18 protein-coding genes are annotated in these 21,148 nt (G+C 44.0%); 12 read left to right on the forward strand and 6 right to left on the reverse strand.

Annotation, left to right across the window (positions count from 1 at the left end; genetic code table 11):
* The first annotated feature begins 79 nt into the window (after nucleotides 1-79).
* Nucleotides 80-298, forward strand: coding sequence for a cold shock domain-containing protein CspD (cspD, locus tag V7R35_RS08710; RefSeq protein WP_334014354.1), 219 nt, complete (start codon nucleotides 80-82; stop codon nucleotides 296-298).
* A gap of 408 nt (nucleotides 299-706) precedes the next feature.
* On the opposite strand, the gene V7R35_RS08715 is transcribed toward cspD, so the two are convergent.
* Complete coding sequence (locus tag V7R35_RS08715; protein ID WP_334014355.1) at nucleotides 707-2,926, reverse strand: NADP-dependent isocitrate dehydrogenase; 2,220 nt, start codon at nucleotides 2,924-2,926, stop codon at nucleotides 707-709.
* A 485-nt stretch (nucleotides 2,927-3,411) separates the two neighbouring features.
* On the opposite strand from V7R35_RS08715, the gene V7R35_RS08720 reads away from it, so the two are divergent.
* The 7 genes from V7R35_RS08720 (at nucleotide 3,412) to V7R35_RS08750 (ending at nucleotide 9,852) form a co-directional block, all read left to right on the forward strand.
* Nucleotides 3,412-3,954, forward strand: a complete 543-nt coding sequence (locus V7R35_RS08720) for an rRNA large subunit pseudouridine synthase E (protein ID WP_334014356.1) — start codon at nucleotides 3,412-3,414, stop codon at nucleotides 3,952-3,954.
* A gap of 324 nt (nucleotides 3,955-4,278) precedes the next feature.
* Nucleotides 4,279-5,388, forward strand: a complete 1,110-nt coding sequence (mnmA, locus tag V7R35_RS08725) for a tRNA 2-thiouridine(34) synthase MnmA (protein WP_334014357.1) — start codon at nucleotides 4,279-4,281, stop codon at nucleotides 5,386-5,388.
* Complete coding sequence (gene hflD / locus V7R35_RS08730; RefSeq protein ID WP_334014358.1) at nucleotides 5,388-6,014, forward strand: high frequency lysogenization protein HflD; 627 nt, start codon at nucleotides 5,388-5,390, stop codon at nucleotides 6,012-6,014. Before mnmA ends, hflD begins: the two co-directional genes overlap by 1 nt.
* A 13-nt stretch (nucleotides 6,015-6,027) precedes the next feature.
* On the forward strand, nucleotides 6,028-7,395 hold the full coding sequence (purB, locus tag V7R35_RS08735) for an adenylosuccinate lyase (RefSeq protein ID WP_334014359.1): 1,368 nt from the start codon (nucleotides 6,028-6,030) through the stop codon (nucleotides 7,393-7,395).
* A 74-nt stretch (nucleotides 7,396-7,469) separates the two neighbouring features.
* Nucleotides 7,470-8,201 (forward strand): adenylate/guanylate cyclase domain-containing protein, encoded by a 732-nt coding sequence (locus V7R35_RS08740; protein ID WP_334014360.1) that lies wholly within the window; start codon nucleotides 7,470-7,472, stop codon nucleotides 8,199-8,201.
* Nucleotides 8,202-8,244: 43 nt separating this feature from the next.
* The gene (locus tag V7R35_RS08745) at nucleotides 8,245-9,384 is read left to right on the forward strand and encodes a cupin domain-containing protein (RefSeq protein WP_334014361.1); all 1,140 of its coding nucleotides are present in this window, start codon (nucleotides 8,245-8,247) and stop codon (nucleotides 9,382-9,384) included.
* A gap of 9 nt (nucleotides 9,385-9,393) precedes the next feature.
* A complete protein-coding gene (locus V7R35_RS08750) occupies nucleotides 9,394-9,852 on the forward strand; it encodes a GNAT family N-acetyltransferase (RefSeq protein WP_334014362.1) in 459 nt (152 codons plus the stop codon).
* A gap of 53 nt (nucleotides 9,853-9,905) precedes the next feature.
* Here the strand turns inward: V7R35_RS08750 and V7R35_RS08755 are convergent, their stop codons facing one another.
* Nucleotides 9,906-10,316, reverse strand: a complete 411-nt coding sequence (locus tag V7R35_RS08755; protein ID WP_334014363.1) for a DUF4826 family protein — start codon at nucleotides 10,314-10,316, stop codon at nucleotides 9,906-9,908.
* 304 nt (nucleotides 10,317-10,620) lie between these two features.
* Between V7R35_RS08755 and V7R35_RS08760 the strand changes: the two genes are divergently transcribed.
* The 3 genes from V7R35_RS08760 to V7R35_RS08770 all read left to right on the forward strand — a co-directional run bounded on the left by V7R35_RS08760 (nucleotide 10,621) and on the right by V7R35_RS08770 (nucleotide 14,033).
* The gene (locus V7R35_RS08760) at nucleotides 10,621-10,836 is read left to right on the forward strand and encodes a PGPGW domain-containing protein (protein WP_334014364.1); all 216 of its coding nucleotides are present in this window, start codon (nucleotides 10,621-10,623) and stop codon (nucleotides 10,834-10,836) included.
* 432 nt (nucleotides 10,837-11,268) lie between these two features.
* Entirely contained in the window at nucleotides 11,269-11,775 is a 507-nt protein-coding gene (locus V7R35_RS08765) for a (2Fe-2S)-binding protein (protein ID WP_334014365.1), read from the forward strand.
* Complete coding sequence (locus tag V7R35_RS08770) at nucleotides 11,772-14,033, forward strand: molybdopterin cofactor-binding domain-containing protein (RefSeq protein ID WP_334014366.1); 2,262 nt, start codon at nucleotides 11,772-11,774, stop codon at nucleotides 14,031-14,033. Before V7R35_RS08765 ends, V7R35_RS08770 begins: the two co-directional genes overlap by 4 nt.
* 55 nt (nucleotides 14,034-14,088) lie before the next feature.
* On the opposite strand, the gene V7R35_RS08775 is transcribed toward V7R35_RS08770, so the two are convergent.
* Complete coding sequence (locus V7R35_RS08775) at nucleotides 14,089-14,238, reverse strand: hypothetical protein (RefSeq protein ID WP_334014367.1); 150 nt, start codon at nucleotides 14,236-14,238, stop codon at nucleotides 14,089-14,091.
* A gap of 323 nt (nucleotides 14,239-14,561) precedes the next feature.
* A complete protein-coding gene (gene ppsA, locus V7R35_RS08780; RefSeq protein ID WP_334014368.1) occupies nucleotides 14,562-16,934 on the reverse strand; it encodes a phosphoenolpyruvate synthase in 2,373 nt (790 codons plus the stop codon).
* A 270-nt stretch (nucleotides 16,935-17,204) separates the two neighbouring features.
* Between ppsA and ppsR the strand changes: the two genes are divergently transcribed.
* Complete coding sequence (gene ppsR / locus V7R35_RS08785; RefSeq protein WP_334014369.1) at nucleotides 17,205-18,017, forward strand: posphoenolpyruvate synthetase regulatory kinase/phosphorylase PpsR; 813 nt, start codon at nucleotides 17,205-17,207, stop codon at nucleotides 18,015-18,017.
* Nucleotides 18,018-18,107: 90 nt separating this feature from the next.
* Here ppsR and V7R35_RS08790 read toward each other — a convergent pair whose 3' ends face one another.
* Together V7R35_RS08790 and V7R35_RS08795 are read right to left on the reverse strand one after the other, a co-directional pair.
* On the reverse strand, nucleotides 18,108-19,007 hold the full coding sequence (locus V7R35_RS08790) for a hypothetical protein (RefSeq protein ID WP_334014370.1): 900 nt from the start codon (nucleotides 19,005-19,007) through the stop codon (nucleotides 18,108-18,110).
* A 111-nt stretch (nucleotides 19,008-19,118) separates the two neighbouring features.
* Nucleotides 19,119-21,092 (reverse strand): tetratricopeptide repeat-containing sulfotransferase family protein, encoded by a 1,974-nt coding sequence (locus V7R35_RS08795; RefSeq protein ID WP_334014371.1) that lies wholly within the window; start codon nucleotides 21,090-21,092, stop codon nucleotides 19,119-19,121.
* Nucleotides 21,093-21,148 lie beyond the last annotated feature (56 nt).

Here is a 21,148-nt window from a genome sequence, read left to right on the forward strand (position 1 = left end):
AATACTCATACCACTGTGCTTCCGGATCTATAATGGGGGCATAAACGTGCGAGTTCAAGGACTAAGAGGAAGTTGAAGTATGGCGATCGGCAAAGTTAAATGGTTTAACAACGCGAAGGGTTTTGGGTTCATCGTTCCTGAGGACGGTGGTGAAGACATTTTTGCCCACTACTCTACGATACAAATGGAAGGTTATCGCTCATTGAAAGCAGGCCAAGAAGTAACATTCGAGGTTCAAGAGGGCCCTAAAGGTCTTCACGCGGAAAATATAGGCTTTAAAGAAGAGCCAGAGCGTTAAGAAAGAATTCTAAAGGCCTGACATTAGTCGGGCTTTTTTGTTTTTGGCTTACTAAGTTCAGGCCGGAAAAAGTGCGCATGACGGTAAATGCTCACCATGGTTATCTAATACATTCTAGTTCGTAACCTCTATCAAAAATCGCAACGGTCAATAAACCAATCAGAAGCAGTATACCTCTTTTATCTCGAAAAGAAGTTACCTGTGTAAGTCTCTCAAATACTGATAATCCATCGTACATTCATTGCGTTACTCAGTTAGTTATTATAAATGTTTAATATGGCCATTTGTTTAAGCTTACATCACGTAATCGCATCGATTACGCAGGTATAAATGCACAAAAAAAACCCAACACATGGTGTTGGGTTTTTAATTATTAACACTATCAACTAGTGCGCAACGGCAACTTAATTAAGCATTAAGAATTGCTTTAAGCGTTGCACTTGGAGACATAGTTGCGAAAAGCTTGTCTTCGTCTGGGTAGTAGTAACCGCCAATTTCTTGTGCGCTGCCCTGCGTTGCATCAATCTCAGCCAAGATGTCATCGATTTTTGCAGATAACTCTTCATACACTGGCTTAAATTGCGCAGCTAGATCTGCATCTTCCGTCTGGTTCGCTACTTCTTCAGCCCAGTATAGGCCTAGGTAAACATGGCTACCACGGTTGTCTAACTGACCTGCTTTACGAAGCGGAGACTTACCGTTGTTTAGTAGTTTTTCTGTCGCTTTATCAAGTGCTGTAGCAATAACTTTTGCTTTAGAATTGCTGTGCTTAATAGCAACATCTTCTAGCGATACAGCTAGTGCCAGGAATTCACCGAGTGAGTCCCAACGCAAGTGACCTTCTTCAACGAACTGTTGCACGTGCTTAGGTGCACTGCCGCCCGCGCCCGTTTCATAAAGGCCGCCACCAGCCATCAACGGAACAATTGATAGCATTTTCGCACTGGTGCCAAGCTCTAGGATTGGGAACAAGTCAGTTAAGTAGTCACGAAGTACGTTACCGGTTACTGAGATGGTATCTAGACCGCGAATCGCACGTTCCATGCTGTAACGAATAGCTCGTACAGGAGACATAATTTGAATGTCTAGACCATTGGTGTCGTGATCCTGAAGGTACTTTTCAACTTTTTTGATCAGTTGTGCATCGTGAGCACGTTCGTCATCTAGCCAGAATACCGCAGGCATTCCAGATTGACGTGAACGCGTTACCGCTAGCTTAACCCAATCTTGAATAGGTGCATCTTTCACCTGACACATACGCCAGATATCACCTTCTTCAACATCGTGAGAGATAAGAACATTGCCATCTTGGTCAACAATCGACACTGTACCGTCTGCTTCTAGCTCAAACGTTTTGTCATGTGAACCATACTCTTCTGCTTTTTGTGCCATTAAGCCAACGTTAGGTACCGTACCCATCGTTGTCGGGTCGAATGCACCATGCGTTTTACAGAAGTTGATAACTTCCTGGTAAATAGTTGCATACGTACTTTCAGGGATAACTGCTTTGGTGTCGTGCGCCTTTCCATCTGGTCCCCACATTTGACCTGAGTTACGGATCATAGCTGGCATAGATGCATCAACAATTACGTCACTTGGTACGTGAAGGTTCGAGATACCTTTGTCAGAGTTTACCATCGCCATTGGTGGGCGGTCGGCATAACATGCATTGATGTCTTTTTGAATTTCTGAGCGCTGGCTTTCAGGTAGGCTTGCAATTTTGTCGTAAACGCTACCAAGACCATTGTTAGGGTTAACACCTAACTCTTCAAACAGGTCACCCCATTTGTTGAATAGGTCTTTGTAGAATACTTTTACACAGTGACCGAATACGATTGGATGAGACACCTTCATCATGGTCGCTTTTACGTGTAATGAGAATAGAACGCCGGTGTTCTTCGCATCTTCAATTTGCTCTTCGAAGAACTCACATAGCGCCTTTTTACTCATGAACATGCCGTCGATAACTTCGCCAGCTAGTAAATCTACACGCGGTTTAAGGGTTTTCTTGATTCCATCTTTACCCGTAAATTCGATGCTTACGTGACCGTCTTTTTCAACCGTTACTGATTTCTCACCAGAGTAGAAATCGCCACCGCGCATGTGCGCTACGTGTGAACGAGATGCTTGGGACCACTCACCCATTGAATGCGGGTGTTTGCGTGCGTAGTTTTTAACAGCTGTTGGTGCACGACGGTCAGAGTTACCTTCACGTAAAACCGGGTTTACTGCGCTACCTAGTACTTTACCGTAACGCTCACGAATTTCTTCATCTTCGGCAGTTTTTGGTGAATCAGGGAATGCAGGAACATTAAAGCCCTTATCATTTAATTCTTTAATGGTTGCACGAAGCTGTGGAATTGAGGCACTGATATTTGGAAGCTTGATGATGTTGGCATTTGGGTCTTGCGTCATTTCACCCAATTCAGCAAGGGCGTCAGGTACTCTTTGCTCTTCGGTTAAAAATTCAGGGAAGTTTGCAAGTACTCGAGCTGCTAGTGAAATATCGCTTAGTTCAATGTCGATATCAGCTGCAGATGCAAACTTCTGAATAATAGGAAGGAAAGAATACGTCGCCAGCATTGGCGCTTCATCAGTCTTCGTGTAAATGATCTTAGACTTGGTCATTATATACCTCAATTTTGTCGACAGCGTGCTGCCGTTTTTTTAGTCCATTGGGTCGCAACAACCCGCATTACTGGCGTAATGCGCCCAAAGTCATTGCGATACGAAATTTTTGCTTGTTACTAACGATAAGCGCATTATTTTTACGCTACATTATGTATCTTGCTATTATCGTCCTCATACCTTGCTGCGCTCCTTTCTATCGCCTTTTAGCCTTCTTAAGTGTTGGTGATACCAAGTATTTAAAAGGCTTCCCTACCGATAACTGCACAACAAACGCACGAATGCACAACCTATAATTGTTGGCTGCGTTGAATAGTATAGGGTCGAAAGTTTTAGTTACAAGTCATACCATTGTCTTAACATATGAGATCACCGATTTTGTCGACAAACTTCATGTAAAAACTAACGGATAACCCTTGGCTCAACAGAGAATATGCAACGTGATACCATAATGATGTCCTCAACCTATTTAACACGGAAATACCATGTCCTCTGAAACCAAAGTGGTTTTATTCAATAAACCGTTTCAAGTTCTCTCGCAGTTTACTGACGCCGACGGGCGTGAAACCTTGAAAGACTATATCGATATTCCAGAGGTTTACGCGGCAGGAAGACTCGATAGAGATTCAGAAGGCCTATTGGTATTAACCAATGATGGTAAGTTACAGCACAAACTTGCCAATCCAAAAGCTAAAACCAGTAAGACCTACTGGGTACAAGTAGAAGGCATACCCGACGATGCCGCTATCGATGCATTACGCAAAGGGGTTGATTTAAAAGATGGGTTAACACAACCCGCTAAAGTGAAGCGCATGGACCCACCACAAGTTTGGGAACGAACGCCCCCCGTTCGATTCAGACAGTCTATTCCCACCAGTTGGCTATCGATTACTATAACTGAAGGAAAAAACCGTCAAGTTCGCCGCATGACAGCACACGTAGGCTACCCTACATTACGACTCATACGCTACCGAGTGGGTAACTGGACAATAGACGGGATTGAAAACGGTCAATACGTTGTATTTTAGTGAGTATATTTTATGCCAGATAACATGTGAATTAACACGTATTATCTGGTAAAATTCGCGACCTCAAAAAGCGGGCCCGTTTACGCTTAACTAATGCATCGATGAAGCAGCATCATTTTAGCTTTCGCTCTCGCAGCAGTAGTAAAACGTTCGATTGCATTGCAAAACTAGACGCACAAACACTTAACGGCAACTTTTTAATTCGGGTTAGGTGTGGTGCTTTTAGATGATTAAAAATAACAGCTTGAGAATAGCTGCTTGAAAAACGTTTTTAGGCCCTTACTTTCTTCAATCCTTAAACATTAATTGAGTGTGCAATACGTAGTGAGTGATATTGAATCTAATGCAAGCAAAAAAGTGATCGTTGGTATGTCTGGCGGGGTTGACTCGTCCGTTTCGGCCTATCTGCTACAACAGCAGGGATACCAGGTTGAAGGTCTTTTCATGAAGAACTGGGAAGAAGATGACAACGACGAATACTGCGCCGCTGCAGAAGACTTGAAAGATGCTCAAGCTGTGGCTGATAAGCTGGGTATAGAACTTCACACCATTAATTTCGCCGCAGAATACTGGGACAACGTTTTTGAGTATTTCTTAGAGGAATACAAAGCGGGCCGCACGCCAAACCCAGATATTATGTGCAACAAAGAAATTAAGTTTAAAGCGTTCCTTGAGTTTGCCGCTGAAGACTTAGGCGCCGACTACATCGCCACAGGTCATTACGTGCAGCGTCGTGAAGTAGACGGCAAGTGGCAAATGCTACGTGGTCTTGATAACAACAAAGACCAAAGCTATTTCCTGTATACCCTTGGTGAAGAGCACGTTGCAAAAACACTGTTCCCGGTTGGAGATATTGAAAAACCGCTGGTTCGCAAAATTGCTGAAGAACAAGGACTAATTACGCACGACAAAAAAGATTCAACTGGTATTTGCTTTATTGGCGAGCGTAAGTTTAAAGACTTTCTAGCGCGTTATTTGCCTGCACAGCCCGGTGTTATTGAAACCGCTGAAGGCGAAGAAATTGGACAACACGAAGGGTTGATGTATCACACATTAGGCCAACGTAAAGGCTTACACATCGGTGGCCTTGCAAAGTATGGCGATGATCCATGGTACGTGGTTGACAAAGACGTAGCGCGAAACGTGCTTATTGTTGGTCAAGGCGCAGATCACCCAAGACTCTATTCTAAAGGGCTTATAGCTAAACAGCTGCACTGGGTAGACAGAGAAACTATCACAGAGCCTAAACGTGCTGTGGTTAAAACTCGTTATCGTCAAGCCGATATCCCATGCACCATCACACCAATGGACAACGACACTATCGAAGTGTTGTTTGACGAGCCTCAAAAAGCCGTTACGCCTGGTCAATCTGCCGTGTTCTATATAGATGAAGTATGCCTTGGCGGCGGTATTATTGAGAGTTATATTCGTTAATGTTAGACACAGATATTGAAAACAATCTCGCGTTAGCGGGTGTATGTCAGGCTGCTGCTTTAGTGCAGCAGCTTGCGCGACGAGGCAGTACAGACGAAGAGGCCCTAGAGGCTAGTTTGTCGAGCATTTTGGTAACAGACGCCGATACGCCGCAGCAAGTTTTTGGTAAGCTAAGTAACCTTAAACTTGGCTACACCACGCTTGCAACTCAGCTGTCAGACAAACAAGCAACAAAAGACACTGAACTTACCCGCTACGTAGCAAGCATACTTGGGCTTGAAAGAAAACTAGCTAAAAAGCCCAAAGCCATGCAAGAGCTGGCAGAGCGCATCTCTCATGTTCAGCGACAGCTTGCTCACATCGATTTTCAAAGCCCGCAAATTGTGTCGTCTTTAGCTAGTATTTACAGCGACATCATCAGCCCGCTTGCACCTAGAATTCAAGTAGCCGGTAACCCCGACTATTTAAGCCAACCTGCAACTCAGCACAAAGTAAGGGCTATCCTGCTTGCTGGCGTTCGCGCTGCGGTAATGTGGCGTCAAATGGGTGGAAAAAGAAGATATATTTTATTTAAACGCAAACACATTCTTAACAGTGCTGTTAAAGCACTACGATTAATAAACTAGTGAGGAGCTCAAGGTGGAACTGAGTCAGTTAACTGCAATTTCCCCTGTCGATGGTCGTTATGCCGGTAAAAGCGTAGAATTACGCAGCATTTTTAGCGAATACGGCTTACTAAAATACCGTGTAGAAGTAGAAGTACGTTGGTTACAGATGCTGTCTACAAACCCACAAATTAAAGAAGTTCCAGCCTTCTCAGACTCCTCAAACGCATTGTTAGATAAAATTGTAGCTGAGTTCAGTGTTGACGATGCAATGCGTATCAAAGAAATTGAGCGCACCACAAACCACGATGTAAAAGCGGTTGAATACTTCCTTAAAGAGAAGGTTGCTGATAACAGCGAACTTTCAGCGGTTAACGAGTTTATTCACTTTGCTTGTACATCAGAAGATATCAACAACCTTTCTCACGGCCTAATGCTTAACGAAGCACGTGAAACGGTTATTCTTCCTTATTGCGACAAGCTTATTGATGCACTAGTTGAGCTTGCAAAACGCTATCAAAACGTTCCTATGATGGCACGTACTCACGGCCAGCCGGCATCACCTACTACAATGGGCAAAGAAATGGCAAACGTTGCCATTCGCTTAAAGCGTCAGCGTAGCCAAATTGCCAACGTAGAACTACTAGGTAAAATTAACGGTGCTGTGGGCAATTACAATGCTCACCTTTCAGCATATAAAGATATTGATTGGCACGCTGTTTCAGAGAGCTTTGTTACATCACTAGGCTTAACGTGGAACCCATTCACTACGCAAATAGAGCCTCATGACTATATTGCGGAAATGTTTGACGCAATCGCTCGATTTAACACCATCCTTATCGACTTCGACCGCGATGTTTGGGGTTATATTGCACTTGGTCATTTCAAGCAAAAAACCGTTGCAGGCGAAATTGGCTCTTCAACCATGCCACATAAAGTGAACCCTATCGACTTCGAAAACTCAGAAGGTAATTTAGGATTAGCGAATGCCATTTTTGACCACCTAGCAGCAAAACTTCCTATTTCACGCTGGCAGCGTGATTTAACCGACTCGACCGTGCTTCGTAACTTAGGCGTAGGTGTAGGCTATGCAGTTATCGCTTATCAAGCAACGCTTAAAGGCATTAGCAAGTTAGAAGTAAACGAGAAAAGCCTAGCTGATGAGTTAGACAACAACTGGGAACTTCTTGCCGAGCCAATTCAAACGGTAATGCGCCGCTATGGAATTGAAAAACCATATGAAAAGCTAAAAGAGCTGACGCGAGGCAAAAAAGTAAATGCACAGGTTATTGCAGAATTTATCGATAACCTAGACATGCCTGAAAGCGCGAAAACAGAGCTTAAAGCACTTACACCAGCCACTTATATTGGTGATGCAATCAGGCTTGTTGACCAGTTATAATACACGCCAAAAGCTCATATACTGAAAAGCGCGGTCAATTAGACCGCGTTTTTTTGTGCTCAAGGAACGAGGTCATGACTTTTCGCTTGTTAAGCAATAGATTCACACTTCAAACGTGTCCGAGGTTAATAAAAATACGCGACGTTGTGGTTATCTTTATCGACATAACCAACTCGCAGGCGTTAATAAAAGCCTTAGGCGAGTATGCTGCTTATGCCAATACATTTAACCTATTCAAACGGTTACAGGCTTCGGCGGTTTACTTCGGTTTATACACTCTTAAAACGAACGGCGATCAAATCGTTTTGGTAAGCCACAATTACGATACCGCCACTTCCCCCTTTCGCGACAATTATGGAAAAGCAACGTCGGCCTTCAGCTTCGCCCATCGTGCGCATATTGTTGCTAATGAAATAGCGAAACAGAGTACTTCAGACATTAGACTACGCATTGGAATTGCACAGGGAAATGCATTCTTAAGCAACGCAGCTCCCCATTTACAACACGGTGATATTTGGGGCAAGACGATAAACAAAGCAGCCATGCTAGAACAATACACATTACCAGGTAGTACTGCCATGTGTACGACTGCGTTTAATAATTTGCCGAAAGCTTGCAAGGATGAGTGTAGCAACCATACTTTTAATACAAAAAGTGGAGACTTAGATGCCAAGGTGGTGGTTGATGCCGCATCAACGCCTACTGATACAAAGCTAAGGGCATTCAACAAAAAATTAAGCCCTCCTTTTTCGTCTCTTGCATCAATTGCACGTGTACAAGGTGGAAAACCACGCCCCTTTCACTGATAATGCCGCGTAATTGAAGACTTATCACAAACTGATGACATTTATGAATAACCTGTATCTAGAACACTTTGATAGAGACACTTTCTTATCTGAGTATTGGCAACAAAAGCCCGTTGTTATAAAGCGCTTTTTTCCAAACTACGTTGATCCCGTTGATGAAAATGACCTTGCTGGTCTTGCGCAAGAAGCGGAAGTTGATTCACGTATTGTGAGTAATACAAAGGGACAATGGGATGTAGCACAGGGGCCTATTGAAGACTTCGACCAAGCTTGCAAGGGCCAATGGACACTGCTAGTACAAGGTGTTGATAAGTATATACAGGATGTTGCGCCCATTATGACACCATTTAATTTCATACCGCACTGGCGACTTGATGATTTGATGGTAAGTTATGCAACCCAAGGGGCTGGCGTTGGCGCACATATCGATCAATACGATGTATTTCTCGTTCAAGGCAAAGGAAAACGTCGTTGGCGTGTGGGTAAACCCGATAATTACGCAGAAATACTGCCCCACCCTAAACTTCGCCAAATTGAAGGTTTCGAGCCCATAATAGATGTTGTGGTAGAGCCTGGAGACGTAGTGTATGTGCCGCCAGGTTGGCCCCATGATGGAGAAACAATAGAGGATAGCCTTACCTACTCTGTTGGCTATCGCGCACCTGATAACTTACAGCTTGCTGAAAGCTTAGCGATGATGTTAGACAGAGGTGAGGCACAGAACCGCTATTCTGATCCTAAGCGAGCACCTCAACGCGCGCCATATCTTGTATCACAAAACGATGTAGCTGCGCTTAAATTACAGCTTATAAACGCAATTAACAGTGATGGTTTTACTCTTGCCCTTTTAGAGGCAATGAGTGAGCAGGGCATTCCTGAATATCCACTCGACACTGAAGTAACGCTGCAACAAGTTTCTAACGAGTTTGCTGCAGGCATAAGCTTTGCGCCTGCACCCGGCGTCCGTGCTTTAATTACTGAAGGAAAACACGGGCTTCCAAGAGCAATGTTTGTAAACGGAACACAATTTAACTTCGCAAAAACTGACAGTGAATGGTTTGAAGCATTAGCCTCTGGCAATGTTTTAAACGCAACATGTTGTCAAGATGCCCCTTCTTTTACATTTTTAGAAACCTTAACTACACTTTTAAATAATGGTTATTGGGAATGGTATGAGGGGTAGCAAGGCGTCATGGCGTTTAAGATTGAAAACGTCGAATGGGAGAAGGATAAACATCGACTGAAAGCATTGAGGGAACACGTATTTGTGTTGGAGTGGCGAGTGCCTGAGACGAGTGAGTTTGATAGCGAAGACTCATCGGCAAGTCACGTACTTATTGTCTCAGATAATGATGAGCCCATTGCTACCGGACGTTTAACACAACAAGGCGAGCTTGGCCGTATAGCGGTAAAGCGTTGTCATCGAACCCTCGATGTTTATCGGGCTTTATTTGCCGCTTTAATCGACGCGGCAATTGAAAAGCACGTACCTATGGTTAAGGTTGTGTGTAATCTAGAGAGCGTTTCTTATCACCAATCTATTGGTTTTAAACCCGACGGGCAGGTATTTATGGACGCAGGTGTCCCACGACAACGTTTAGCTTGTCCAGCAGAACGCTTTCCATTGCCCGACGTCACTCAACTTCACTAATTATTATTACTGGCACCATTAAGTATGCCTAAAACACTTAATGGTGCGAGAATTTAACTCCAAAGCTGCGCTGCGTTTTGCATTGTGAATAGGCTTTCTGCACGGTTTTCCAGTAATTCAGCAAACTCGGTTTGCTTCTCGTCTGCGCCTTCAGCGTTTTTCAAGTTTTCGGCTTTTAGCTGCCATGTCATCGCAAAGTGTCTTAACACTGTTTTTGCGTCTGACGCATTCTCTACTGATGTAAAATCTGTTGGCAGGTCGCCACTAATAACCCAAAACAGTTTTCCGTCCATTGCACGCACTTTCCATACCGCAAGATAAGGCATCAGATAACGGCTTTCTTCGGTGATAACGGTATCGAAAAGAACCCCGTTTTCGGCTAAATGTTTATTTGCTTTTTGGAACTGTGCTCGCACCCACTCCGCGCGCTGCTCTTCTGTTATTGGTTGCTGTTGGTCTGCCATTTTTTCTCTCTTCTACTTATTCAGGCTCGCTTGGTCGCAGTGACTTTTTATACATGCGATTCCAAAACACATCTTCATGTTGTACTGTATTTCGAGCGCGCTTTCCATATCAAACCGCTATATCCCTCGTTTACTCTTATTGAACGCTGATATTTTGCTCAAATTAGATAGGTAACGCCGAATTTACCCGCGAAATAGACAAACATTTACATTTTAGTCATTGGCAATCTGGCAAGTTTGCATCATTATTAATTAAGCAAAGGCCTGCCGTGTTTGTTAGGGCGAAGCTAAGAGAGAATGAAAAATGAAAATTTTAAGACTGACATTAGGTGCGCTACTTTTCATTAGCGGCATTGTTCTTACATTGCTGCCCGGCTCTATCTTGTTGGTGATAGGCGGATTGGTAATGCTTAGCTACGATTGGCCTAGAGCGCGCGGTTGGCTTAAGCACAGTCAACGTTCGATGACCTTAGGTGCGCGTAAACTAGACAAATTTTTGCTCCAAAGAAAGCTAAGATAAGCAGGCTATCTTCGTCTGCTTAAACCAAAGCGCCTTTTTACACCTTGTTTTTATACCCAATCAATAAAGTCGCTTTCCACTCACCTTTTCTGCTTACACCTGCGGTCGATTTTTACTTAACTCTACCGCTTGCTGTTTCTCCCATACGCCCGTTTGCTTGTTTACTCTCTTTCTCTCTTTCTTTTTATTCAATGTGTTTTCTCACTAAAATCTGGGCCATTTTGTCGCATCAGCCAAGCGCTTAATCTAAAGTCTATACCTTAGTTGCACCAGCGTGTTACCGTAGAAAAAGTATGGCTAACAATAAAATCAATATAGCCCTTCCGAAAAAAGTACTATCAATCAGGCAATGTAATCGCTTCGCTATGTTCTTCGTTGTTTAACGTAGGCTTGGGTAGAGCATAGGTGCGGTTTACATATGGAGACAAGACCATGATTACGTTTACCGTTAACGGCAAGAAACATGAATTTGAAGGCGATCCGTCAACGCCAGTACTGTGGTATCTGCGCGACGAACTTAATTTAACAGGGCCAAAGTTTGGGTGCGGCATGGCACAATGCGGCGCCTGCACAGTGCACATAGACGGCATGGCTCAGCGTTCATGTGTTCTGCCTGTTTCCGCTGTTGCAAATAGAAAAATCACAACCATTGAAGGGCTTAGTGAAGACGGCAGCCACCCAGTTCAGCAGGCGTGGGTAGAACATAAAGTGCCTCAATGTGGATTCTGTCAATGTGGGCAAATTATGCAAGCAGCGAGTTTGCTGGCGACCAACCCAACGCCAACTGATGATGAAATTGTAAAGAACATGTCGGGCAATATTTGTCGTTGTGGTACCTACCCCCGAATACACAAAGCCATTAAAAGTGCATCACAATCGATGGCCGCATCAGCAGGCGTGAATATCTTCAACCCTAAAACGATGGGAGAAGAAGCATGAGCAAGAATACTTATTTCGACATGAACCGTCGAAGCTTTTTAAAGTCTACAGCTGCGGCTGGCGCACTTGTTCTAGGCACTTACTTCGTGGGCGGTGCACCGCGCGCAATGGCGGGTGTACTTGCAAAACCTGCAGAAGACGCCAAACGTGCGAATTTATTTATTGCATTACGTCCTGATGGCATGGTTGAAATTACATGTCATCGCTCAGAAATGGGACAGCAAATTCGTACTGCCATAGCGCAAATAGTTGCAGACGAAATGGAAGCCAAGTGGGATAACATTATCGTTATCCAAGGCAAAGGCGACCCTAAATACGGCGACCAAAATACCGATGGGTCGCGCAGTATTCGGTTTAACATGCAACGCCTACGCGAGATGGGTGCCAGCGTGCGCTATATGATGCAACACGCAGCCGCGAACCGCTGGGGTGTTGAACCTAGTACCTGTGTAGCAGAGCAACATCAAGTTACCCATACATCAGGCAAAGTTATTGCCTATAAAGACTTAATTGATGATGCATTAAACATTACGCCACCAGAACCAGAAAAACTAACACTTAAAAGCCGTCAAGAATGGCGATATATAAACACCGGTATGGCGCACATCGACCTGAACGACATCGTTACGGGTAAAGCCACCTTTGCCGCCGACGTAAGAGAGCCTAGCGCGCTTGTCGCAATAATTGAGCGACCTCCAGTGGTGGGCGGCACAGTGAAATCGTTTGATGCAGATACCGTAAAAGCGATGCCAGGTGTAGTGGACGTTATCGAAATTCCGGCTCCTAAAGGTGCACCGCAGTTCCAACCCAAAGGTGGTGTAGCGGTAATTGCAAAAAACACATGGTCAGCATGGCAAGGCCGCAAAGCACTTAACGTGCAATGGAACAACGGTGCGAATGCTGATTACAACTCAGATGCATTCAAAGCGTCATTGCTAAACACCGTAAACGCCCCTCAAGCCCATGTGCGTGAAAAAGGTGATGCCATGAGCGTATTGGCATCTGCCAGCGATAAGTTAATTGCAGACTACTATATGCCGCACCTTACTCAAGCGCCTATGGAGCCTCCGTGTGCCACCGCGATGTATTATAAAGACCATGTAGATGTATGGGCAGCAACGCAAAACCCACAAGCCGATATGGAAACGGTAGGTGCAATGGTTGGCATGGAAAAAGAGAAGATTAACGTGCATGTAACTATGCTCGGCGGCGCCTTTGGTCGTAAATCGAAGCCAGACTTCTCTGCCGAAGCTGCCTATTTATCCATGAAAACAGGAAAAGCCATACGCGTTCAATGGACACGAGAAGACGACATCCAGCATGGCTTCTACCACGCTGTTTCAGCACAGCATGTTGAGGCAGCGCTGGACGATGACGGTAAAATTGATGCCTATCTCCATAGAACGGCGTTTTCGCCCATTGCATCAACCTTTCAGGAAGGCGCCAATGCACCCTTTAGCTTTGAATTAGACTTAGGCTTTACAGACAACCCTATTTTAACGCCTAATATGAAACTAGAGCGAGGCGAAGCGCCGGCAAAAGCTCGTATAGGCTGGATGCGTTCGGTTTCAAATATCTTTCACGCATTTGCCGTGCAGTCTTTTATTAATGAAGCCGCCCATAAGGCAGGAAAAGACAGTAAAGATTACCTGCTAGAAGCCATTGGTCCTGACCGAATAATTGACGTTACCAAGCAAGATGCTGAGTACATGAACTACTGGGGCGACAAAGCGGTTTACCCTCTGGACACCAGTCGTTTACGCCATGTTATTGAAAAAGCGGCTGATATGGCGGGCTGGGGACGCACAGTTCCAAAAGGCCGTGGATTGGGCATTGCAGCACACAGGAGCTTCTTAACCTATGTAGCTACGGTAGTAGAAGTTGAAGTGTCGGATGCTGGCGATCTGAAAGTTATAAAGTCTTGGGTTGCCATTGACGCAGGTACGGTAGTAAATATTGATACAGTGAAAAACCAAACTCAAGGCGGCTCTGTGTATGGCATCACCACAGCCATCAGCGAAGGGATCACCTTTGATAAAGGAAGAGTTCAGCAAAGTAACTTCCACAACTATCGTGTTCCACGCATGAGTGACTCACCGCTAGATATTGAAGTTGAAGTAGTACAGAGCGATGCACCTCCCGCAGGTGTTGGTGAGCCTGCAACCCCGGTTTATGCACCAGCTTTATGTAACGCAATATTCGCGGCGTGTGGAAAACGCATAAGACAGCTGCCTATTGGCTCTCAGCTGAAGGCATAACGAAAAAGGGCTAGCACGTGCTAGCCCTTTTCAATTATACCGCTTTCAAGCGCTGTTATTCGTAAGCGCGCTCTAACCATAACAACTGCATTTTAAGCTCATCAATTTCTTTCTGTGCATCAGCTAGCTGCTCGGCTACTGTGCGCTGTTGAACTTGATATTCATCAGTTGGGTTTACTAAACCATTGCTTTCTGTATGTGCCATATCTTTAACCACGCTGCTAGTTTGTTATGGATGGTATTAAATTCTTCTCTTTTCACGGCTACAAAGTGGCAAAAACCAAAACTGTAACCACACCTGTAATATTACATTTTTGACAACGGAAAGTCATCTAATAATTAGTATAAAGAGTGTTTATTATTTGGGCCATACCCCTTGAAGCCCAATAGAAATATAGCAATCACAAAATAAAAACAGAAAAGAAGCGGACTAAGATCACAAGGAGGGAAACGTAATTTTATTTCAAATAAAATGAAAAAGGGACCTTAGAAGGCCCCTTTTTTAAGTAGCGTAATTGGTAAAACGTGTTAGCCGTGCTTCTCAGCAAGGTATAACCAAGTTTCAACCACGGTATCTGGGTTAAGTGAAACTGAGTCAATACCTTCGGCTACCAACCATGCTGCAAAATCTTCATGGTCAGATGGACCTTGTCCACAAATACCTGCGTATTTGCCGCGCTTCTTCGCAGCTTGAATAGCCAAAGAAAGTAATGCTTTTACTGCTTCATCACGTTCGTCAAACAAATGCGCGATTAAGCCACTGTCTCTGTCTAAACCTAATGTAAGCTGTGTAAGGTCGTTTGAACCAATAGAGAATCCATCAAAAATGTCTAAGAACTGATCAGCTAGAAGCGCATTTGAAGGTAGCTCGCACATCATGATAATGCGAAGGCCATTCTCGCCTTTCTTAAGTCCCTGCTCTTCCAGCAGTTCAATGACCTTGCGGCCTTCTTCAAGTGTGCGTACAAATGGGATCATGATTTCAACGTTGGTTAAGCCCATCTTGTTACGAACACGCTTAATGGCTTCACACTCAAGTGCGAAACAATCGCGGAAGTCTTCAGAAATATAACGGCTTGCACCACGGAAACCCAACATTGGGTTTTCTTCATCTGGCTCGTACTGGTAGCCACCAACAAGGTTGAAGTATTCGTTCGACTTAAAGTCAGACATACGAACAATTACCTTCTCTGGTGAGAATGCAGCGCCAATAGTAGAAATACCTTCTACTAATTTTTCAATGTAGTACTCGGTAGGCGATGCGTAACCTGCAATCATATCGCTAATTTCTTCTTTCAACTCTTCAGGTTGACTATCGAAATTAAGCAACGCTTTAGGGTGCACACCAATCATGCGGTTGATAATGAACTCTAGACGAGCCAGGCCAACACCTGCGTTTGGCAAACGCGCAAAGTCGAACGCGCGATCTGGGTTACCCACGTTCATCATCACCTTAAGCGGTAAATCAGGCATTGAATCGATGCGAGATGTTACAACGTCGAACTCAAGTTCGTCACCGTAAATGTAACCGGTGTCGCCTTCAGCACATGAAACCGTAATTTTGTCGCCAGTGTTAATAGTATCCGTTGCGTTACCACAGCCTACTACCGCAGGAATACCGAGTTCACGAGCAATTATAGCCGCGTGACATGTACGGCCACCACGATTGGTTACAATCGCAGATGCCTTTTTCATAATCGGTTCCCAGTCTGGGTCGGTCATGTCGGTAACCAACACATCGCCAGCTTGGATTTTGTCCATCTCTTCAATAGACTCAAGCACCTTTGCTACACCAGCGCCAATTTTGTGCCCAATTGCACGACCTTCAACAATAATGTTGCTCTGACCTTTTAATTGGAAACGTTCAATACTTTGAGAGTCTTCACGGCTGCGTACTGTTTCAGGGCGCGCCTGCACAATATACAGCTTGCCGTCTGCACCGTCTTTTGCCCACTCAATGTCCATAGGACGCTTGTAGTGGTTTTCAATAATTTGAGCCTGCTTCGCTAACTCTTGCACTTCATCGTCTGAAAGCGAGAATGTTTTGCTGTCTTGCGCGTCAATATCAACAATTGACACCTGCTTGCCGTGTGATTCATCGTCAGAGTAAATCATCTTAGTAAGCTTGCTACCTAAGTTACGGCGAACGATAGCAGGAAGGCCTTTATCTAGTGTTGGCTTGTGAACGTAAAACTCGTCGGGGTTTACCGCACCTTGTACTACCATTTCACCGAGACCGTAAGAACTTGTGATAAACACAACGTCTTCAAAACCAGATTCGGTATCGATGGTAAACATTACACCTGAAGATGCAATGTCGCTTCGAACCATGCGTTGAATACCAGCAGAAAGTGCTACGCCTTTGTGGTCGTAACCTTGGTGTACGCGATAAGAAATAGCGCGGTCGTTAAACAATGACGCGAACACATGTTTAATAGCGACAAGCACCGCGTCGTAGCCTTTCACGTTAAGAAACGTTTCTTGTTGTCCTGCAAATGAGGCATCAGGCATGTCTTCTGCTGTCGCCGATGAGCGAACTGCAAACGACGCTTCTTCGCCAGCGTCACCTTGTAGTTTCACGAATGCGTCTTTAATAGCATCTTCTAATTGAGGCTGGAATGGCGTATCGATGATCCATTGGCGTATGTTTTTGCCTGCTTCAGTTAACGCGTTTACGTCATCTACGTCTAAAGAATCTAATACTTCGTGGATTCGCGCTTCTAGGCCACTTTGCTCTAAAAACTCGTTAAACGCTTCGGCGGTAGTTGCAAAGCCGCCTGGCACCTGTACGCCGGCATTTGCCAGGTTTGAAATCATCTCGCCTAATGATGCATTTTTGCCGCCTACGCGACCCACATCATGCATGCCCAGTTCTTGATACCACAGTACGTATTCTTGCACAGCCCAAGCCTCCAGCTTTTTTCTTGTGTAGGGTATGAGGTTAGTTTCAAATTGCGTTTTTGTATTCTGAAACTACTAAAAAATTGTGTCGTTAAAGGCAAAATTACCTTTCAGCGTTGTCCATTACGTTTGACAGCTAAGCATAGCTAATTGCTGACAATCACAAGAACCGTATAGCTTTTCGACAAAATCATCTTAGAATGGGGGAAATCAGAATGTAAACTCTTAATTACTTTTGTAATTAAATTACAACAATGTTAAGGATATGTTGTGCGGACAGCTTTTTATATTTCAGATGGTACAGCCATTACAGCAGAGGTGTTTGGCCACGCCCTACTTTCACTTTTCCCCGTTTCTTTCAATCACAACACCATTCCTTTTGTTGAAACTGAGGAACAAGCTCACAGAGTTTTAGAGCAAATTTCTGAAAGTTTCCAAGACACAGGAGAAAGGCCGCTCGTTTTTTATACAATTGTGAATGTAGATATTCGCAAAATCATCTCGAAATCAGTGGGTATAAATTACAATTTCCTCGATCAATTTGTTGCACCGTTAGAAAAAGTGCTTGGTGTGCCCTCTAAACCTGAAAAACATCGCACGCACAGCATTCATGAAACAACTTATGATATTCGAATTGAGGCAGTGAATTACGCGCTTGCAAATGACGATGGCTCAAACCTTAAAGACTATGACGAGGCCGATATTATACTTACCGGTGTTTCTCGCTCTGGTAAAACGCCAACAAGCCTATACCTGGCATTACAATACGGTATTAAAGCGGCTAATTATCCTTTTACCGAGGAAGATATGGGCGACATGTTGAAGCTGCCTCCTGCACTGCGCCGATTCAAGCACAAACTTTTCGGTCTCACTATCGCTGCAGACCGTCTCCATCAAATTCGCTCAGAAAGACGAGCAAACAGTAAGTATGCTTCGCTTCCGCAGTGTCGTATGGAGCTTCGCGAGGTTGAGAATTTGTACCGCAAAGAAAAGATACCTTTTTTAAACAGTACCAAGTATTCAATTGAAGAAATATCAGCAAAGATACTAGCCGAGACCGGGCTGAAAAGAAGAAAGTATTAGTTTTGCGGACAATATTTTTAGCGTAGTTTGATTGGCCTGTCTCTCAGATAGGCCAATCCTTTAATGGTGATTGCTTAGTTTATTTATCGTTTACAGTACTAACTCGTCAGCTAGCTGCCTGTAATATCGAATTTGCACTGCAGGTAATTCACTAAGTACTACTTTATTTAACCATTGCTTAGACTTAGCAGTATTATTTTGAAGCTTAGCCACTTCAGCAATTCTTAAACGAATAGTATTCACCTGCGCAACATCTTTCGCTTGCTCTGCACACACTAAACCGTCTAAAAACGCCGATTCAGCCATGATGAATTTCTGACTTTCTCGAAGCGCAACGCCATAATTACCGTGGGCTATTGCTTGCTGTTGCAAATCAGGCACCTTTTTAGCCCACAGCAGAGACTTTAGGCGATATTCAATGTGAAGCGCTAACGCATTGCGGCGATGCGCAACATGTCCAAGTTCGGCAAACATTTCACGATAAAATATTGGAGCATCGAAGTTCTCTTGCTCAAGTTCATTTGCAAAAGCCGAAGCTTCGTCAAACTTATCTAAAACCACCAATAGATTTAAGACACGAATGCCACTTTGTTGAGAAGGCATTGCAGCGTACTGTTGTTGAAAGCCCGACAAGGCCTTATTCAATGCCACTTTCGACTCGTCGGCTCTTTCGCTGGCTCTGAGCCATTTTCCTAAGAACAACTGTATCACAGGCTCGTATTCAACAGGGACAGAGGCATTTCCGACCCATGGCCTTACTGCTGCATAAAGCTCATCATTTTTTTGTAGTTCAAATAATGACTCTAATCGCAGTTCTTCTAGCGCCCACCACTCAAGAGAACCCGCTTGATGTGATTGCTGCCGATGCACTGTCTCAGATAAACAAGTTAGAGGGTCAAGGTTACAAATATCTTTGATATCATCAGCCAAGGCGGCCGACGAAAAGCAAATAAACACCAAGCTTACCCATTGCTTTTTAACCTTGTACACGAACATCCTTCTTTATTTGGCACTTCGAACAACAGTTAAGTATACGCTTATATTTAGCTTTCAGGCTATGCATGATTTACGCGTATTTCTTTTTAAATACTAAACCGATTATTAATTATGCCCAAGTGCAGTTTTTAGCGCATCTAAATTTTCTTCGAATGGTTTCCACTGTTGCATACCCGTCTTATAAATGGGCTGTCTTACTTGCTCTGAGCTGGGTGTTTTAATTACCCGCTTTGTTTTATGGAATTGTAAACACGCTTCTTCAAACTCAAGTTTGCAGAAAGCAAGAATGCGTTTCACTTGACCTTCCAAGTCATTAAGCACATCTTCGTGCTGCACGGTTAAAACTTGGCCGGGCAATACGCTGTGCCAATGAGCCATTAGTTTTTCGTAAGCTTTGTAATAACGGCCAATATCATCTAGCCCATAGCTAAACTCTTGACCCTCACCAAAAAGCTGCTTGTAGCCACTAAAGCAACAATCCATAGGATGTCGTCTTGCATCAATAATTTTTGCATTGGGTAATATTTTTTTAATTAGACCAACGTGAATAAAATTATTTGGCATTTTATCTATGAAAAATGGCGCACCTTTTCTGTAAGCCTTTGTTTGCTCTATATAACGTTGGCCCAGGGTTGATAAGGCATCATCCGCTAACGCATTTACGTTGAACGGATATGGTGTGTTCTGGTGACTTAACGATGAAGCAATACCCAGGATATCGTGAAGCTCCATGGTACCGTCTACCTTCGAGTGCGACGCTAAGATTTGCTCTAACAGCGTTGAGCCTGCCCGAGGTAGTCCAACAATAAAAATAGGATCTGGCGATGAATAGCCTGCCTCAGGATTAAAATCACTTTCAGAGAACGCTTTTTGTTGTGCTTCAAGCGCAGCCTCTGTGCGCGCTATGTCAAATTGAAGTGTACGCTTTTTTAACGCATTGCCTTGTTCATAGTGAGAAAACGCGTACTCATATTCGCCGCTATCTTCAAACCCTTTGCCTAACGCAAAATGTAGATGTATTTTGTCTTCTAGCTTTGTTTCCGGTTTAGTTACTTCATCTTGCATGCGTGATAACCACACACTGTCGAATTTGTATGTTTTGGTATTTGCCAAACTCCAATAAGCATCACCCAAGTCTGCTGCGAACTGGGTTGCTCGTTCATAGCTTGCAACAGCTTCAGCGGTATCGCCTTTAGCTTTGAGTGCGTGCCCAAGTGCAACCCAAACCGCTGGTCTGTCTTTATTGTCTTCAAGCAGTTTCCGATAAATATCAACCGCTTTATCAATATCTCCCACACCAACTAATGCATGAGCAAGACCTACTTTCACGGTGAAACTGTCGGGCGATTGAGCTAACCGGCGCTCTGCCACTGCCGCCGCATCAGGAAATTTGCCTAGTTTTGACAATAAACTTTGGTAGGCAGCACTTGCTCTGTCATTGTCAGGGTAAAGCTCACAACAACTTTCTAATAAGAACTCAGCGTCGCTGTATACTTTTAGCTGAACCCCGATTTCAGCTAGAAGCATCATGGCTTCTGGATGATGTTTATTCTCGATTAGAAAACGCCTACATATTTGCTCAGCTTTGTGCAGTTGCCCCTCGTGCATTAGGTCTGTTGCGCCTAAAAGCGGCTTGGGTAAACTTTGCAGGAAGGCAATCTGTTGTTGGCAAAGTGCCAACGCTTGGTGCTGCTTATCAGTTTTATACACTTTTTCTAGCTGCAGCCATGCGGACAATAGCGCCGGATTGAACCGCGTAGCCTGATAGAAGCTGTGTGCTGCTTTTTGCTTATTTGTATTTAAGTAACAATATCCCAACTCTTGATAAGCTCGAGCATAATCAGGGAAAAGCTGCAAAAGGTGGTTCAACACTTCAGTGGCGGCGGTAAAATTTTGTAAAAGTCGACATGCTACCGCCTTTAGATACAACAACTCTTTTTGTACATCTGCAGACAACGTACTGTTACCTTGGCCTGCCTTTTCAAGTAATTGCGTAGTTTCCACTATAACTGCCTGATGCTGAGACTGCATAAGCAGCTTTTTAATGGATTGAAGCTGTTCTTGTTGATTCAAATTCATTTAGCGTTGTTCTAGATTATTTTAATAGATAGTCAAAGTGCAAAAAAAACGGCAAA

It is taken from the genome of Alteromonas sp. S167 (assembly GCF_036864375.1).
In the GTDB taxonomy this organism is placed as follows: domain Bacteria; phylum Pseudomonadota; class Gammaproteobacteria; order Enterobacterales; family Alteromonadaceae; genus Alteromonas.

Excerpts from the sequence above, each read along its gene's own strand:
- cspD (WP_334014354.1), top strand. The coding sequence starts at position 80 with ATGGCGATCGGCAAAGTTAAATGGTTTAACAACGCGAAGGGTTTTGGG.
- V7R35_RS08715 (WP_334014355.1), bottom strand. The coding sequence starts at position 2,926 with ATGACCAAGTCTAAGATCATTTACACGAAGACTGATGAAGCGCCAATG.
- V7R35_RS08720 (WP_334014356.1), top strand. The coding sequence starts at position 3,412 with ATGTCCTCTGAAACCAAAGTGGTTTTATTCAATAAACCGTTTCAAGTT.
- hflD (WP_334014358.1), top strand. The coding sequence starts at position 5,388 with ATGTTAGACACAGATATTGAAAACAATCTCGCGTTAGCGGGTGTATGT.
- V7R35_RS08740 (WP_334014360.1), top strand. The coding sequence starts at position 7,470 with ATGACTTTTCGCTTGTTAAGCAATAGATTCACACTTCAAACGTGTCCG.
- V7R35_RS08745 (WP_334014361.1), top strand. The coding sequence starts at position 8,245 with ATGAATAACCTGTATCTAGAACACTTTGATAGAGACACTTTCTTATCT.
- V7R35_RS08750 (WP_334014362.1), top strand. The coding sequence starts at position 9,394 with ATGGCGTTTAAGATTGAAAACGTCGAATGGGAGAAGGATAAACATCGA.
- V7R35_RS08755 (WP_334014363.1), bottom strand. The coding sequence starts at position 10,316 with ATGGCAGACCAACAGCAACCAATAACAGAAGAGCAGCGCGCGGAGTGG.
- V7R35_RS08760 (WP_334014364.1), top strand. The coding sequence starts at position 10,621 with ATGAAAATTTTAAGACTGACATTAGGTGCGCTACTTTTCATTAGCGGC.
- V7R35_RS08765 (WP_334014365.1), top strand. The coding sequence starts at position 11,269 with ATGATTACGTTTACCGTTAACGGCAAGAAACATGAATTTGAAGGCGAT.
- V7R35_RS08770 (WP_334014366.1), top strand. The coding sequence starts at position 11,772 with ATGAGCAAGAATACTTATTTCGACATGAACCGTCGAAGCTTTTTAAAG.
- V7R35_RS08775 (WP_334014367.1), bottom strand. The coding sequence starts at position 14,238 with ATGGCACATACAGAAAGCAATGGTTTAGTAAACCCAACTGATGAATAT.
- V7R35_RS08795 (WP_334014371.1), bottom strand. The coding sequence starts at position 21,092 with ATGAATTTGAATCAACAAGAACAGCTTCAATCCATTAAAAAGCTGCTT.